The sequence below is a fragment of the Fimbriimonadaceae bacterium genome (genome assembly GCA_019638775.1).
In the GTDB taxonomy this organism is placed as follows: domain Bacteria; phylum Armatimonadota; class Fimbriimonadia; order Fimbriimonadales; family Fimbriimonadaceae; genus JAHBTD01.
Genome location: JAHBTD010000001.1, coordinates 595,317 through 611,475, shown reverse-complemented (window position 1 = coordinate 611,475; position 16,159 = coordinate 595,317). Strand labels below are relative to the sequence as shown.

16 protein-coding genes and 1 tRNA gene are annotated in these 16,159 nt (G+C 56.8%); 12 read left to right on the top strand and 5 right to left on the bottom strand.

The genetic code is table 11. The features are described 5' to 3' along the window. The first annotated feature begins 6 nt into the window (after positions 1-6). The 12 genes from KF784_02845 (at position 7) to KF784_02790 (ending at position 8,783) form a co-directional block, all read left to right on the top strand. A complete protein-coding gene (locus KF784_02845) occupies positions 7-801 on the top strand; it encodes a prolipoprotein diacylglyceryl transferase (GenBank protein MBX3117974.1) in 795 nt (264 codons plus the stop codon). Then, positions 798-1,760, top strand: coding sequence for a hypothetical protein (locus KF784_02840; protein ID MBX3117973.1), 963 nt, complete (start codon positions 798-800; stop codon positions 1,758-1,760). Before KF784_02845 ends, KF784_02840 begins: the two co-directional genes overlap by 4 nt. Positions 1,761-1,803: 43 nt before the next feature. Beyond that, the gene (locus KF784_02835) at positions 1,804-2,196 is read left to right on the top strand and encodes an arsenate reductase ArsC (protein MBX3117972.1); all 393 of its coding nucleotides are present in this window, start codon (positions 1,804-1,806) and stop codon (positions 2,194-2,196) included. 117 nt (positions 2,197-2,313) lie between these two features. Then, positions 2,314-2,399: transfer RNA gene (locus KF784_02830), tRNA-Leu, on the top strand. Between the two features lie 138 nt (positions 2,400-2,537). After that, entirely contained in the window at positions 2,538-3,026 is a 489-nt protein-coding gene (locus tag KF784_02825; protein ID MBX3117971.1) for a hypothetical protein, read from the top strand. 73 nt (positions 3,027-3,099) lie between these two features. After that, entirely contained in the window at positions 3,100-4,326 is a 1,227-nt protein-coding gene (locus KF784_02820; GenBank protein ID MBX3117970.1) for a hypothetical protein, read from the top strand. Positions 4,327-4,622: 296 nt separating this feature from the next. Further along, positions 4,623-4,943 carry a hypothetical protein gene (locus tag KF784_02815; protein MBX3117969.1) on the top strand — a complete coding sequence of 107 codons (321 nt, stop codon included), beginning with the start codon at positions 4,623-4,625 and terminating at the stop codon, positions 4,941-4,943. Positions 4,944-4,997: 54 nt separating this feature from the next. Next, complete coding sequence (locus tag KF784_02810; GenBank protein ID MBX3117968.1) at positions 4,998-5,483, top strand: hypothetical protein; 486 nt, start codon at positions 4,998-5,000, stop codon at positions 5,481-5,483. 27 nt (positions 5,484-5,510) lie between these two features. After that, complete coding sequence (locus KF784_02805; protein MBX3117967.1) at positions 5,511-7,076, top strand: hypothetical protein; 1,566 nt, start codon at positions 5,511-5,513, stop codon at positions 7,074-7,076. Continuing rightward, positions 7,073-7,849, top strand: coding sequence for a hypothetical protein (locus KF784_02800; protein ID MBX3117966.1), 777 nt, complete (start codon positions 7,073-7,075; stop codon positions 7,847-7,849). Before KF784_02805 ends, KF784_02800 begins: the two co-directional genes overlap by 4 nt. Before the next feature lie 86 nt (positions 7,850-7,935). Beyond that, complete coding sequence (locus KF784_02795) at positions 7,936-8,250, top strand: hypothetical protein (GenBank protein MBX3117965.1); 315 nt, start codon at positions 7,936-7,938, stop codon at positions 8,248-8,250. 5 nt (positions 8,251-8,255) lie between these two features. Beyond that, the gene (locus KF784_02790; protein MBX3117964.1) at positions 8,256-8,783 is read left to right on the top strand and encodes a hypothetical protein; all 528 of its coding nucleotides are present in this window, start codon (positions 8,256-8,258) and stop codon (positions 8,781-8,783) included. 383 nt (positions 8,784-9,166) lie between these two features. Here KF784_02790 and KF784_02785 read toward each other — a convergent pair whose 3' ends face one another. The 5 genes from KF784_02785 to nuoL are packed head-to-tail and all read right to left on the bottom strand — an operon-like array spanning position 9,167 to position 16,157. Then, positions 9,167-10,021, bottom strand: a complete 855-nt coding sequence (locus KF784_02785; GenBank protein MBX3117963.1) for a sugar phosphate isomerase/epimerase — start codon at positions 10,019-10,021, stop codon at positions 9,167-9,169. After that, positions 10,018-11,553 (bottom strand): NADH-quinone oxidoreductase subunit N, encoded by a 1,536-nt coding sequence (locus KF784_02780; GenBank protein ID MBX3117962.1) that lies wholly within the window; start codon positions 11,551-11,553, stop codon positions 10,018-10,020. Before KF784_02780 ends, KF784_02785 begins: the two co-directional genes overlap by 4 nt. Further along, on the bottom strand, positions 11,546-12,217 hold the full coding sequence (locus KF784_02775) for a hypothetical protein (protein MBX3117961.1): 672 nt from the start codon (positions 12,215-12,217) through the stop codon (positions 11,546-11,548). Before KF784_02775 ends, KF784_02780 begins: the two co-directional genes overlap by 8 nt. Further along, on the bottom strand, positions 12,214-13,965 hold the full coding sequence (locus KF784_02770) for an NADH-quinone oxidoreductase subunit M (GenBank protein MBX3117960.1): 1,752 nt from the start codon (positions 13,963-13,965) through the stop codon (positions 12,214-12,216). Before KF784_02770 ends, KF784_02775 begins: the two co-directional genes overlap by 4 nt. Then, entirely contained in the window at positions 13,965-16,157 is a 2,193-nt protein-coding gene (gene nuoL, locus KF784_02765; GenBank protein ID MBX3117959.1) for an NADH-quinone oxidoreductase subunit L, read from the bottom strand. Before nuoL ends, KF784_02770 begins: the two co-directional genes overlap by 1 nt. Between the last annotated feature and the right edge of the window lie 2 nt (positions 16,158-16,159).

Here is a 16,159-nt window from a genome sequence, read left to right as displayed (position 1 = left end):
GGTTCCATGTACCCCTTGCTCCCCTTTAAACCGTTCGGATTGGAGATCCACACGTATGCGCTGCTGCTGATGGCAGGCTTCTTCGTGGGATTGATGGTGGCTCGGGCGAAAGCGGCGCGTTATGGGCTGACGAAAGAGCAAGTGCTGGACACATCGATATGGACTCTTATCATGGGGGTTCTGGGCGCGCGCGTCGTATTCATCGTTCAGGACTTGCCGCACTATATTAAGAATCCGGGTGAGATCATCGGCAAGTTCGCGGGGCTGACGAGCTTTGGGGGCGTTCTGTTTGCCATTCCGACGCTGCTATTTTTTGCTAAGCGCTTTAAGATTTCGCCTTGGTCGTTGCTTGATCTCTTTATGGTTCCGGCTTTGATTGGGTTTGCGTTTGGGCGCGTCGGGTGCTTTTTGAATGGGTGCTGTTATGGTGGAGCATGTACTCTGCCGTGGGCTATCCCGGTGGAGAACAGCCCACATTTGCATCATCCAGCGCAGCTTTACGAGACAATCATGCTCGGTGTTTTTGCGCTTGTGGTTTGGCAAGTGGAGAAACGGGGGCAGCCTCTTGGACGAGTCTTTGGGCTGGGGGTTGCGCTGATGGGGCTCTCGCGATTTATCTATGAGTTTTGGCGGGCGGGCACGGTTGAACAGGTGAATTCGGGAGCGGCGACTTCGACGTATATGCCCGGTTTGCCGATTACGGATGCACAGCTTGTGGCGGTCTTGATGATTGTTGGCGGTTGTGTGGTTTGGGTTTTGAGGCGTGATAAAAGGGTCGCAGAAGAGGTCACGGCATCATGAGCTTTGCTGCTTTGCTGGACCGGTTTCAGGGTATGCGGGCGATGGTTGTTGGCGACTTAATGCTCGACGAATACATCTTTGGGAAGGCGACGCGGATCAGCCCCGAAGCGCCAGTGATGGTGATTCGGCAGGAGTCTACAAAGAGGCTGCCGGGTGGGGCCGCGAATGTGGCGCGGAACCTTGCGGCGTTGGGTGCGCAGGTGACGACGATTGGGCTGGTTGGGGATGATGAGGCGGCGACGATGCTTGAGCAATCGTTGCAGCTAAGCGGACTTGGCGATCACACTTTGGTTCGGGATTCGGCGCGGAGCACGACGCGAAAGACGAGGGTGGTCGCCGACCATTCGCATCAGGTTTTGAGGATTGATGCGGAGAACGATGTGATTGCTTCGGCTGAGGTGCAAGATCGGCTGCGTTCGGCTTTTGCTGAGCGTTTGGATGGTGTTGACGTGATCGTTCTGAGTGATTATCTGAAGGGGACGCTTGCCGAGCCTGTAGTTCGATTTTGCATTGATGAAGCTGTGAAACGGGGTGTGGCGGTGGTTGCCAATCCGAAGCCTCGATCAGCGGCCTCTTTTCGCGGAGCGAATCTTTTGAGCTTGAACAGAGCCGAAGCTACGGAAGCGAGCGGTGAGCATCGGGCGATTGATGTGGAGGCTGCTGAGGCCGTCGGTCGAGACCTGCGTGACCGTTATGGCGTTGGCGCGATCTTGGTGACTTTGGGTGAGGCGGGTATGACGGCGGTTGGCTCAAGCACGATCCGCGTTTCTGCGCCTCGGGTTGAGGTTTACGACACGGCGGGCGCGGGTGACACAGTGATAGCAACGGTTGCTCTTGGGTTCGCTGCGGTTGGTTTTGAGGCGTCGGTCTTTGAGCTTGCGGCGCAGACTTCGGCATGCGTTGTGCGGCATGTTGGTGTGGCGACGCCGTCGGCTTTGGACCTTCAAAGTTTGCGATAACTTAACCCAACCTTCATGTTCTACACTTCATGCTATTAAGGCGATGAGAGTTCTTTTTGTGTGCGTTCACAATGCAGGCCGTTCGCAGATGGCAGAGGCGTTTGTGAACTTTTTTGCCCGGCAGTTGGGGTTGGATGTTGTGGCGGAATCGGCGGGCACTCTCGGGGGCAAGTCACTCAATGCTTTGGCGATTCGGGCGATGGCGGAGGTTGGGGTTCCGATGACGGGCCAGCCGAAACTCCTAACGCAAGAGATGGCTGATCGGGCGGATCAAATCATTTCGATGGGTTGTGGAGTGGATGCAGAAGCATGTCCGGCTAAGTTTTTGCTGACTGAGGATTGGGAGCTTGACGACCCGCATGGAGCGCCGATTGAGCGGGTTCGGGAGATCCGGGATGAGATTCGGGCGAGAGTTTTGGCGATGCTGAAACAATAATCCCTTTTGGATTTTGGATTTTGGATTTTGGATTTTGGATTGAGGTTGGGTGGAGTGTCTCTCCGTGAGCCCTCATAGCTCGCTGGCAAGCCTGCTCGGTATAATCGCTGAGCCCAAGCCCGGGTGGCGGAATGGTAGACGCAGCGGACTTAAAATCCGTTGCTCGCAAGAGCGTGCGGGTTCGAGTCCCGCCCCGGGCACCAGATTAGCAGGGAGCTGTTAGCTGGGAGCGACAAGCGAGAGCTTGCAGCAGGAGCGCGGAGCAGCGCGCCGACCGGGATAGTTCTTCAAGCCTGGGGAGGGAACTCCTTTTTGCCAATTGTGTTAACATAAACTGTCAGATGACCCGATTCGCAAAACCATGGCTTACGTTGTTGCTGGGGCTTGCACTCTTTGTGCAGGCTGTGCCGGCGGCTTTGTGTGCCCAGGGTTGCGCGATGGGGGCGACCTCCGTTGCGACTCCGCTTCCTAAGATTGAGGCCGATTCCGCCGAGGTTGCAGTTTCCACGCAACATAGCTGCTGCCCGAGCAAGGGCGCAGCAAAGCTGACGGACAATTCTGATGATGAAGCCTCGCAGATGGCTTCGGTGAACCAAGGCCAGTGCAACTGCGGTCAGATGGCGAGTTGTCAGACGGTAGCGGTTCAGATTCCCGATGCTGATAAGGCCCTTCGCACTTCGTTTGATGCATCGGCAATCCTTCCGGTTTGGACCGAGATACCTCTGGTTCGCAGCCTGATCGCGGAACCGGGCATCTTCGGTAACGATTCGGGTCCACCCGTTGACCGGCCTTATCTTTTTGGCGCGTCCCGCGCTCCTCCTGTCGCCTGAACACACGTCCCCAGCGGGCTTATTGATGCCTGTTGGACTTCGTTGTTCACGGATTATTACGACAGGAGAAAACATGATTCACACATTAATCGCAACGGTTGTTGCGGCAGGAGCGGGGCTTGGAGCGCCTCAAACAAGCGGGGATATTCATGCCTTCATTGGGAGCCAGCATGAGCATCATGCCCCGGCTAAGGCACAAAAGGCGCACCCAACCAAGGTTCGCGTCGGCAAGTATGAGATTGAGCTTCGTGTGCCCGAAGGTGGTCTTTTTGCGCAGGAAGAGGTCGACGTCGAGTTTCGCGTAACCGACACGACCAAGAAAGACCCGGTTGAAGTAGGTTTCAAGGGTGTGGGGGGCATTGAAGCGACGGGAGTTGTGACGATGCCGAGCATGCCAGGTATGCCTTCGGCTAAGCCTCAGATTCATCGGGAAGGAGTTCCGGGCGATTACGGAATCGTTCTGTACTTCCCGCATGGCGGTGATTATCAGATTGATTTGAGCCTGAACATCCCTGGCGATGGCGTTAAGAAGGCATCCTTCACAGTTAGCGTTGGAGACGAACGGCCCTCGAAGATGGCAAAAGAGCTGCCTTATCGGCTTGATGTCGTCAATTGGCCGAAGGAAGCGGTTGCGGGGAAGCCGATCGATCTTCAACTGCGGGTGATGGACACCAAAACAGGCAAGATTCAGACAAAGTTTGATATAGCGCACGAGCAGGAGTTTCACTTGCTGATTGCCAGCAAGGACTTGAATTGGTTCATCCACGAGCACCCGGTGATGCAGCCGGACGGCACTTGGACGATTTCGATCACGTTCCCGGCGGGTGGAGAGTACGGCGTCTATGGCGACGTGGCTCCTTTTGGCAAGGGCTCGAATATCTTGATGACGGGCGTAAAGTTGTCAGGTCCGCCACCGACTTGGAATACCAAGCTGATTCCATCGACTTCAGCGACAGATGGAGGCCTCAAGGGGCTTTTTGCTTCAGTTGACGGCAAGATTCCGGTCGGGCGCATGACGACTCTTCAAGTCAAGCTGTTCGATGCGAAGACCGGGCAAGCTGCTGGCGACACCGTGCCGTGGCTCGGTGCGGCGGGACACCTGATGATTTTCCATCAGGACGGCAAAACGGTTGTACACAGCCATCCGGCTGAGGACCACGATAACGAGGCGCTTGTGAAGAAGGGCATCGTTCGATTCAATGGACGCTTTCCAAAGCCTGGCCTTTACAAAGCCTATGCCCAATTTGACTGGCGTGGAGGCATTAAGACGCTTGGATTCGTCGTCGAGGTGAAGTCATGAAAAAACGCATTTTTGCAACGTTAGTGTTGTCGAGCCTTGCACTTGCCGCCGTCGCGCAAGAGGGGGCAGGGGAAGCGCGGTGCCCTCTGTGAGTTGCTGGCGGATACGGAGCCGGTTCGGCTTCGGACAGCAAATGGCTAATCAACACGGTGTATGCACCTACGACAGTGACAACCGCTGAAACCTTTCTATGGTATCGGGCAGCTCCCAGACTCCAGCTTGGTGTTGCTCACCTTTGGAAGCAGAACGCTTTTCGCTGGCTAGGCTCTTATCAGCTGTTGACAGAGACACCAACGATGCCCTCCGTCAGTGTTTCGGCTGGTGTGCAAGGCATCGGCACGGGCAACCCGGGTTATTCGGCGACGTTGGAGAAGAACTGGAAATCGGACGCAGGTACGGCGAATATGTTTGTCGGCGCGGGTTTCCGTTCAAACGAGTCGCACTATCACGGGGTGCTTGGCGCGAAGTGGATGGATAGGAGTGGATTCACTCTTGGACTCCAACTTGACGGACACCAGGCGCATCCATTCTTGACCTACGGGCAAGGAGAGTGGTTCGGCGGCGTGTATCTGATTGATGCGAAGAGTCCGGCCTTGATGTTTGGCCGGCGATTCTAAAACGGGCAAGGGATGAGACCGATCCCTTGCCAACGACCAAAGAGGAACAATTTTATGAACACAATTAATGGAATTCGAAGAATTCTCGCTTTGCTTGCCGTGGTCGGCATGCTGGGCTTCTCGGCAATTGCATCGGCTCACGAAGCCGACTGCCCGTACTGCAAACTCAAAATCGTTCAGAACACCAAGGAGCAGGATAACGAAGTCGTGCTGAAGATGGGCAACAAGCGCATCGAGTACCGATGTGTGTACTGCGTTTTCAAGGACCAGGGCCGATACAAGAGCGACCTTGTCGTTTATGCGCCCAGCGAGAAGATTGGCGAGCCGGTCGTTCTCAAGCGCACCAACGGCAAGTGGTCGGCACCGGAAAGCACGGTCTTTTTGAACACGTTCAAGAAGCACGCCGACTGCTCCGAGCTTTCTCGGGCATTCTCGTCGAGGAAGGCGTTTGACAAGTACGTTGAGGTCAACGCCGTGAAAGATGCGAAGGCTTTGACTCTCGAAGAGCTCATCGCTATTGTTGCAAAGCCGGCTGGCTAACGCACTCGTGCTGAAAGGAGAACGAAGATGAGTACGATTGCACTGCTTGCTTTGGCGGGGCTACCGTTCTTGCAGCATGACTCACAGCCTGTTCATAAGCAGGATGTGACTGTGGCTGCGCAGAGCGCTGAGCTTCCCAAGATGCCCTCGGACATGCCGAAATGGCTCAACGATCCGGGGGCGGATCACCTCTTTTACAAGCCTGCTCCTTATAACTGGGCGATCACTCGAATCCCCCTGTTTGCGAAGGATATGTATGCGACGGGTGTTGGTCATGCAATGGCCTATGAAGCGCTCGTGCGTGGAAAGGCGGGCCAACTTGAGACGAAGGTTTTCTCGACGATTGACCGTGTGCTGAAGAACCAGCCCTCGATCCCAGTGGATGAAGGGGCGATTTCACCCACGTTTTTGCGTCGGTATGGCTATCTTGAGAAGGTGTTTGACTGGGCGCACCTGCTGCACTTCCAGACTATCGACGTGTTCATGTATCCGGGCTGGACGGAGGAGCAAAAGGAGGCAGAGATTGAGCGGCTTTGGCAGTTCTACAACTCTCAGCCTTATGCGATCACCGGCCTTCCGATGAACATGGAGTATCTCGACAGCTTCTTTTACAGCGGAAAGTTCCGAACGGACTATCCAAAGGTGAACGGGCTGTTTTGGGGATATCACTGGCTTCAGACGGTGAATTACGACATGCTTTATCGTGTGCCGGTTGCCGACCAGGGACCTCAGTATGAAGTGATTGGCGAGCGGTACCGGGGAACCGAGCTCTACAAAACGGATCGGGATTTTATGCCGATGGCGGCGGAGATGAGCCCGCGGTTTGCGAAGCGCTTTCCCATGATCGCGAATTCGTTCGATAACCTGCACATGCTGCACGACAATGTGAACGACATTTTGGCTCAGACCCATTTGACGGAAGCACAGAAGCAGGAGCAAGTGAAGATCGCGATCTACCGCGTTCTGGCCTCGACTCATGCGCGTGAAGAGGCGGGTGACGGGGAGCCGATGACGCTCCATGACCATCGCCACCCGACAAGCATGCCCGGAATGGGGATGATGAAGGGGAGCGAGGACGACCTGATGTACATGTCGGGTATGGGCTGGATGGACATGGGCGAATGTGCTCACTGTTCGATTCGACTGCCCGAGTCGAACCCGTGGGGCGCGACGGTTACGGCGGATGGTTGGACAATGACGGTGCGCTGCCTTTTGTGTGCCAGAGACATGGCTGCGGAGACGCCTGGCCGGGCGATCATTCGGGCAGCGACCGAAGACCCCAATCGGATGCTGGTGATGATCTCTGACGAAGAGGGCAACTGGAAGCCGAACATTCCTGGCGTTGTGTTCTTAGAGACTCCTGGGGACCACCCGGAGTGCTCGGCGTGGTCACGGGCATTTACTTCGGCAGATGCTTTCCGCAAGTATGTGGAAAGCCACGAAGAATACAAGGACGCTAAGCCGATTTCGCTTGTGGAGTGGGCTCAGCAAAATGCGGGCACTCCAGATACCTACAGAAAGATTGACAAACCGAATCCTTACAAGCCGCCGGTTTTGATGCGCTTGATTGGGGCGCTTGGAGGTGGGCGTTGAAGTCTACGGCAAGGCTACTCTTTGTGGGAGCCACGATAACGGCCTCTTCGCTTGGGTTGGCTATCGATCATAACAACATCGATGGTGGCCGTCCGCTAAGGTTCGATGATGCTTACAGCATCGCTTTTGGCGAGCGTGCGCTTGAACTGGGCTTTAGCATGGACGTGTGGAGGCGGAATGCTCCGCTTTATGGGTTCAAGTCGGAGCTCAAGTATGGGCATGCGAAGAACAAGGATATTGGGATTGCCTTTGAGCCGACGTACGACTCGGGAATGAAGCGGTTCGACACGAACGACATTGAGCTGACGTATTTCCACGGGGTTCGGCGGGAGATAGATAATCAGCCCGCATTGGGATACCGCCTCGACGTTGGCATTCCGACAGGGCGCGATGCTCAAGGGGTTGAGGTCCGCTTTCGCGGGATCATGACCAAGGCGCTGCACCAGTATGACAAGGTCCATTTGAACGTGGACGTGGCCTATGCTTCGCAGCCGCATGATGGCGAACGCGACGTCACGCTGGGCGCAATTTTGGGATATTCTGCGCCAGTCGGTTATCCAACTCGGTTCGACCAGACCCTTGTGGCGGAGTTTGCTGTTCAGCAGAGCGCGATGCGGTCTCAAGGCTGGACGGGCACGGCGGGCATTGGTTTGCGAAAGCAGGTTGGTGTGCGTTCGGTGATCGACTTTGGGCTTGAAGCCGATGTCTTTGCGACGCGGGGTGCGCCACGGACGGACTACCGATTTGTCGTTGGGTATTCGATCAGCTTCTGATCTGCCAGCGAATATGTTTATCCCTTCCATTCGTGGGAGGGATTTTCTTTGTGTGAGTGGGGGTAATGTGCGATACAGAAGGCCATATGAACGAGTATCAAAAGCCAGAGGGCGAACGCCCTCCACCTCAAAAGCCGGTGACCTATGAGGAGACACGGCAGTTCGTATCCGACAAGATTGGGATGACGCCCAGCCTGCGCAAGGAGGACAATATCTTTCAGGCGAAGTTTGTGGGGGCTTCGATCTTTGTTGGGATCATTGTGATGCCTTTTGTGGGTCCGGCCTATTGGGATCCTGAGGCTGGGTGGCGCGTGTGGGTGATTATTGGCGCGCTGTTTGGAATGATCGGCGGGGCGTTTGTTTCTGGCGCGATTATTGGGATTCGGAACTTGCGGCGGTGACACCGGTGGAGTCGATTCTAATCACCGGATTTGGCCCCTTTCTTAATGTTGGCGAGAACCCATCGCAGTGGCTTGCCGAGCGGTCGGCGTTGCCTTTTCGGATTCTTGAAGTCAGTTTTCAGGGCGTGGAGGAGTTTTTGGCTTCGGGGGAGACGGAAGGCTTTGATACGCTCTTGCACCTTGGGGTTGCGGGTGGAGCGGAGCGGATGCGGTTTGAGACGACGGCACGGAATGTTATCGGGCCGACTCACGATGTGCTCGGCGAGGTGCAGGGTCCGGGGAAGATCGATGCTTTTGGGCCTCCGCAGATTGGGGCAACGCTTTGGGACGTTCCTTCAGCCTTTGTGGATACCGAGGTGAGCCAGCCAAGTGTGGATGCGGGGGGCTATCTGTGCAATTACCTCTTGTATCGGTCGTTGCAGGTTCATCCGGGGAAGCGGGTTGGTTTTTTGCATGTGCCGCCGGTGGAGAAGATGGATTTGGAGCGGCAGTTGGGGGTTTTGTGGGATGTTTTGGGGCTTATTGAGGGGTAAGGATGGTAAGGCGTGAGGCGTGGGGCGTAAGGCGTGGGGCGTGAGGCGTGAGGGGTGAGGGGTGAGGGGTGAGGGGTGAGGGGTGAGGGGTGAGGGGTGAGGGGTGAGGGGTGAGGCGTAAGGCGTGGGGCGTAAGGCGTGAGGCGTGAGGGGTGAGGCGTAAGGCGTAAGGGGTGGGCACCCTCACCTCTGTTCACCGCGTTCACAGGTCCTCTCCCTCAAGGGCGAGGAATTCCATCTCCATGGGCTGCGATCTGCCAATGGGGCATTCATCTTCACTGCGCTGGTCCCCCCTCCGACAGAGTCGTATGAGGACGGGAAATAGTTGGCTACTCCCAGAAGTGGCCCCCCTCCTCCTCTGACTACGTCGCAACGTGAGGGGTTCAGAGGAATTTGCGGGCATTTGCGATGGAGCGGGGGACGGCTTGGAATGGGTCTTCTTCGCCTTCGTACTCGACGCTTAGCCATCCGTTGTATCCGGCGTCTTTTAGCTCTTGGATACATTGGGCAAGGTTGACATCTCCTTCGCCGACCGCCGTGCCGAGAAACTTCTGTCCATTGAGATCGGTGTAGGCCCAACCTTCGTGGGTTACAGGAGCCTTCATGAAGTCTTTGAAGTGGACCATGTTTGCGTAGGGGGCGACGTCTTTGATGGCTTCGTGGCTGGGTTGGCACACGAGTTGGAAGTTGCCGGTGTCGGGGTTTGCGCCGAGGGCGTCTACGCCAGACATTTGACGAACGTCGTCGATGAGCCCGCGCACTTGATCGCTTCGTCCAGCCAGGGTTCCGTGATTTTCAAGAGCGAGTTTGATATTGTGACTGGCAGCGTACTTTGAAGCTTCGGCGAGGCCTTGGACGATCCAGGCACGAGCTTGGTCAAAGGTGATCCCTTCGGCAACGTCTCCGGCAAAGACGCGAACGACGCCGGAGCCGAATTTCAACGCCTCGTCGACGCCAAAGACGATCTTTTGGAGCTCCTTGTGGCGGTCGCTTTCGGCGAGCTTGGCGAAGTTTTGGGCGACGGAGAAGATCGGGCAGGGGAGCCCAGTTTCTTCGAGCGCGGCAAGAGCGGCGGCGCACTTTTCGTCGATGCCTTCGTTTTGGTAGAAGAAGTCGAGGAGTTCTACTCCTTCGGCCCCAGCTCTCTGAGCCTCATGGATGAATGCAGGAATGTCGAAATTGCCCGCCTGGAATGGGCGGACGTAACTCCACATACTCACGCCGATGTTGATGCTCATAAGCGGATACCGGATAGGGCGACGGGGCTGGGTTGCTCCGTTCGGATGATGGGGGGCTCTTTGATGCCGCCCGACTCTCCGCCCAAGAATTTTGAAATGGGATCAAGCAGCATTCCGGCGACGATGACGCCAGCGAGGCAGATGATGGTGGCGGCGCGGAGCCCGCCGTTGACTTTGCCGATGGGCGGGCCGTCTCCCTCCCCTTCGTCGATGAGGACAGCCTTGACGATGCTGAGATAGTAGGCGATGCTGATGACCGAGTTCACAGCGAGCACGATGGCAAGCGCGACAAGGTCGGCGGCCACAGCGTCTTGGAAGATTTGCCACTTGCCAAAGAATCCGGCAGCGGGGGGAATGCCGATTAGCGATGCCATGAAGATGAGCATGGCGGCACCGAGCAGTGGGGACTTTCGGTAGAGGCCGTTAAGGTCTGTTAAGCGTGTGCCTTCCTGACCTTTGCGGGCGGTGATTGAGACAACGGCAAAGGCTCCGATGGTCATGAAGCTGTAGGCTAGGAGGTAATAGACGGTAGTTGTGAAGCCAACCTTATCGGGGGCTTTGGCGTGGGCCAGGATTGCGACGAGCAGGTATCCGGCGTGGGCGATGCTGGAGTAAGCAAGGATGCGTTTGACATCTCGCTGCACGAGGGCGACCAGGTTTCCGACGGTCATCGTTGCGATGGCGATCCAGAAGAGGGCCGGAAGCCAGAAAGCTTGGAAGCCACCGAAGGCGTCGAGCACGCGGTAGAGAACGGCGATCGCGGCGATTTTGGAGCCAGCGGCCATGAAGGCGGTGACATTTGTGGGTGCGCCTTGATAGACGTCGGGTGTCCATTGGTGGAACGGCACGAAGGCGGCCTTGAAGCCGAGGCCAATGAGGATGAGGCCAAGGCCAAAGATCAGCAGGCCGTCGGTTCCTTGCGAGGTGGCCAAGCCGTTGGCGATGGTATCGAGGTGAAGGGTGCCGGTGGCTCCGTAGACGAAGGCAATACCGTAGAGTAGGAATGCGCTGGCAAAGGCTCCGAGAAGGAAGTACTTGAGGGCCGATTCCTCTGACTTCGTTTCTTTCCTGCTAAGTCCGGCGAGGACGTACAGGGCGATGCTGAGGACCTCAATGCCGAGGAAGATCATCAGCAGGTTCTTGGTGCTCGCCATGATCATCGCGCCGGAGATGGACCAGAGCACGAGAGGATAGAACTCGCCAAAGGATATGCGTTTCTCACGGAGGTAGCCATCGCTAAAGAGGATGGCGATGCCGGTTGAGATGATGAGAAGCAGCTGTATGGCGAGCCCAAACTGATCGCGGACGACGGTTGCGCCGAACGTCTCTATCTGATCGGAGCCGAACTGTTGGCACACGAAGTAGCCCGCCACGGTGAGGCCAATGAGGCTTGCGGCAACGATAGCGTTGTTGTTGTGCTTCGGGCGCAGCATCTCGATGATGAGGGCGACGATGCCCGTACCCATGACGATGAAGACCGGGAGCATGGTCTGCCAGTCGATTGTCGGTGGCTTATAAAGAGTCTCAAGCATGGCTGCCATTCACCTGTAGGGTTAAAAACTGAGCGGTTGTTTCCTTTCCGGTGGCGGTTTGGAGAAGGATGTCGGCTTCGGGATCATTTGCGCACAATGCGCCGGGCCGGAGTTCGCGTACAGCAGAGACGGAGAAGCCGGTGGACTGGATGTCCCAAGCAAAAGCATGGGCGGGGAGATCGGACACGAAGTCGATGAACGTGTCGGCGTCGCCGACGATATAAAGCAAATTGAACGTGGCTGGCTCGGCCTCGGCGAGAATCTCTCGGTCGATCTCGAGGTAGTAGCCGCCGTATTGCATTGGAGTGCAAAACTGCTCGGTGGCACCGTAGAGTTTGTAGAGGATCCCGTCGGCCCCGGCACTTAGGGCTGCGGAGATGGCGGCCTTTGTCTTCGCGGTGAACTCGGCGAGTTTCGCACCGCCTGCTACCGGGTCATCCTTCTGGGCTTGGTTGAGGTCAACCCCAGCTTGCAGGGCAAGCCCGAACGGGTTGGAGACTTCGACGAGGATCAACTTGTCGGGGTCGCGCTTGGTGTCGATCTCGGAGGGGGACGATACGATGACGACATCGGAAGATGCGTCATTTCCGGGCCATGCCACAGTTGGCTTGGTCCCGTTTGCTGTACCGGATGCGATGGCGGTTAACCGTTGGCGAGCGGTCAATGGCCCTCCCCTACGGCAGTTGTGAGAGCGGCTACATCATCGGCTTCCGGTTTGGTCGGGTTAAAGGGATGATGGATGTTTCCGGGAGCGATGATCTCTCGGAAAGTTGGCTCTTTGAGTTCGATATCGGCGGCGGTTCTCTCTTCGACCCGGGCGAGGTTGCCCTTGGAGTCGATCTCCATCGTGAGATCATTCCAGGTTGGGCGTTGCCCTTCGGGGTTGATCGCCATCATTCGGGCGGCGCCGATACTTGCCTCCATAGGTTTGAGGAAGGTGTTTGGCTTGAGGCCGCCCCAGAAGATGAACAGAATGAGTGTTGCGCACATGGCGATTTCCCATGGCTTGAGGTCTTTCAGGCGCTTGTTTTCGGGGTTGTTGTTTGGCCCGTAGAACATCTTTTGGTACATGACCAGCAGGTAGACCGCAGCGAGGATGACACCGGCTCCGGCGATGACGACGTACCAGATGTTGAGGCCAAAGAGGTTGTTTACGCCAGCTTCAAATGCGCCGACCATGGCAAGGAACTCGCCAACGAATCCGTTCATGCCGGGGAGTCCGACCGAACTGAGCATGACGATCAGGAAGATCGCGGCGTAGATCGGCATTTGGGCTTTGAGGCCGCCGTAGTCCTTGAACAGTCGGGTGTGTCTTCGCTCGTAGATGAGGCCGACGAGAAGGAAGAGCGCGCCGGTGCTGATGCCGTGATTGAGCTGCTGCATGGCTCCGCCCATCATGCCGCTGTGGGTGAGCGAGAAGATGCCGAGCAGGACGAATCCCATGTGGGCGACCGATGAGTAGGCGACCAGCCGTTTGACGTCGGGCTGTACGGCGGCTACGACGGCCCCATAAATGATGCCGATGACGGCAAGGGCCATGAGCCAGGGCACGTAGGTTTGGATGACGTCGGGGAAGAATGGCAGGACGAATCGGAGCATCCCGTAGGTGCCCATTTTTAGGAGCACGCCAGCAAGGATGACGGAGCCAGCGGTCGGGGCTTCGGTGTGGGCGTCGGGCAGCCAGGTATGGAGTGGGAACGCCGGACACTTGACCAAGAACGCGATGGCGAAGGCCCAGAAGATCCAGCTTTGCAGTTGGAGCGCGCCGGTCCATAGTGAGCCGTTGGCGACGTTGCTTTGGATGTCGATAATGTTGAACGACCAGGTGCCGGTGGTTTTCTGCTGAAGCCACGCCATGGTGATCATGCCGATGAGCATGAATATGGACCCGGCGAAGGTGAACAGGAAGAACTTGAGTCCGGCGTAGATGCGCTTTTCCCCTCCCCAGATGCTGATGAGCAGCCACATTGGGATGAGGGACGCTTCAAAGAAGACATAGAACAGGATCAGGTCGAGTGACACGAAGACGCCGAGCATGGCGGTTTCGAGCACAAGAAGGATGATCATGTACTCCTTGACTCGTTTATCGACGTAGAAGCTAAACCAGATGGCGATGATGCTCAAGAATGTGGAGAGCATGATCAGCCAGATGCTGATACCGTCCACGCCCATTCGGTAATGGATGCCCGCTTTTTCGATCCACGGCATGAACTCGACCATTTGGAAGTGGTAGGTTCCGCCGGTGAATTTGGCGTACATTAAAAGCGAAAGGATGAAGGTCAGGATCGATGCCCCGAGCGCGACGTACCGGATCCCCTTGAGTTGCTCTTTTGGCAAGAACCCGAGCAGCAAAGCTCCGAGTAGGGGAAGGAACGTGACGATGCTGATGATCCCGAAGCCGGTGGGTTCCATTAGTTGCCACCTCCGCTAAGCCTTTGGGCGATCAGGGCGAAGTAGACAAGAAGTCCAACCGCTCCGGCGAGCATCATCAATGCGTACATCCTTGCATAGCCTGTTTGGAACATCCTAAGACCACGTCCGATCTGGGTGCTGATGAAGGCAAGTCCGTGGACGATGCCGTCGATAAAGCCCTTATCGAACGCTTTGTAGAACCAGCTTGCGACGGTTGCACCGCCTTCTGTTCCTGCTTCCATGACGAATTTGTCGTAACCAAATTGGTTTCCGGCTTGGGTGCGGAAGTCGTCCCAATCTTTCTCTTCGTTCTCCCGCTTGGGCAGTCCCTTGCGGTAGACGATGAAACCGTATATGATTCCGGCGAATCCAGCGCCGATACCCATCACCATCAGCCAATTCCCAACCCATCCGCCCGGGTGGCCGCCAACGACCTCGGGGGAGAGCGTGCTTAAGCCTTCTGGGTAGAGCCAGTGTTGGAGCAGGTGGTTGTTGTGGAGAATCCAGCCGCCGCCGATTGAGAGGACAGCGAGGACGGCGAGCGGTATCCACATGCTTGGCGGGACCTCGTGTGGGTTATGGTCCTTGTCCAGGGCATGATGGTGTTCGTGCTCTTCGGGGTGGGCTGCTCGCTCTTCGTCGGTGAAGAAGAAGCCGTGAACATCAGGGCCGTGATCGTGGGCATGCTCCTCGTGGTGATCATGCGCGTGGTCGTCGTGATGCTCAGCATGGGCTGGTATCGCCCGCCAGCGCTCCTCGTTTGAAACCCCGGGGAAGCCGAATGTTAGGAACGTTAGCCTTGTCATGTAAGCCGCTGTGAGGACAGCGACGATGAGGAGAATCCATCCCGCGATGATGCCGACGTTTGTGTCTCCGAAGTAGGCGACGCTGTTGCCGAGGGCGTTGCCGAGGATCGCTTCTTTGGACCAGAAGCCCGATAGGAGCGGGAATCCGGCGATCGCCAGCCAGCCAATGATCATGGTCCAGGACGTGATCTTGATGTACTTGAGGAGGTTGCCATACTTGCGCATGTCCTGCTCGTGGGCCATGGCGTGGATGACCGCACCGGAGCCAAGGAAGAGCAGGGCCTTGAAGAAGGCGTGGGTGATGACGTGGAACATTCCTACCCAAAACGCACCGACTCCGCAGGCAACGAACATGAAGCCAAGTTGGGAGACGGTGGAGTAGGCGAGGACTTTTTTGATGTCGGTTTGCCCGAATGCGACAAGGGCCGCAAACAACGCCGTGAATGCGCCGATGCATGCGACAACACCCATCGCGACCGTGGACATCTCGAAGATGGGGTGCATGCGGTTCAGCATGACAACACCAGCGGTGACCATGGTGGCGGCGTGGATAAGTGCGGAGACGGGCGTGGGGCCTGCCATCGCGTCGGGAAGCCAGAAATAGAGCGGGAACTGTGCAGATTTGCCCATCGCACCGACGAACAGCAGCAGTGCGATGATCGTTGCCCAGCCAGGGTTCTGCCGAAGGATGTCGATGATGGCGGGGAAGATCACGTCGTAGCTGAGCCAGCGTTGGTCCTCGGTGCCGAGTGCGGAGGCGTTGCCGGCGAGCAGAGCGATGAGGCCAAACATGCCGAGCATGAAGCCCCAGTCACCGATTCGGTTGACGATGAAGGCTTTGTTGGCGGCTTTGGCGTTGGCGATGTCCTTGTACCAAAAGCCGATGAGAAGGTAGGAGCAGAGGCCGACGCCTTCCCAGCCGATAAACATCAAAACCAGGTTATTGCCGCAGACCAAGAGGAGCATCGCGACGATAAACAGGTTCAGATAGGTGAAAAATCGGGTGTAGTCCTTTTCCTCTGCCATATATCCGGTGGCGTAGAGGTGGATGAGCGCGCCGATGCCGGTGATGACGAGGACCATCGTCATGGACAGAGGATCGACGATGAATTCGAAGGGGATGTTGAGCCCGGCTATGTTGATCCAGTCGAAGCCTTGGACAACGACAGACCGCTCAACGTGTCCCATCTTAGCCAGGGCAGCGGTGATGATGGCACCAAGCACGAACGGAACCGCAACGAAGAGCACGGCCAGACCGCCCATGAACCTTTTGCCCTTGGCGGCGCCGAGCTTATTGACCACAGCTTTGCCGACAAATGCCTGGACGAAGAAGCCGATGAGGGGCAAAAGAATGACTAATTTGATTAGATCTGCTGTTCCACCCATGC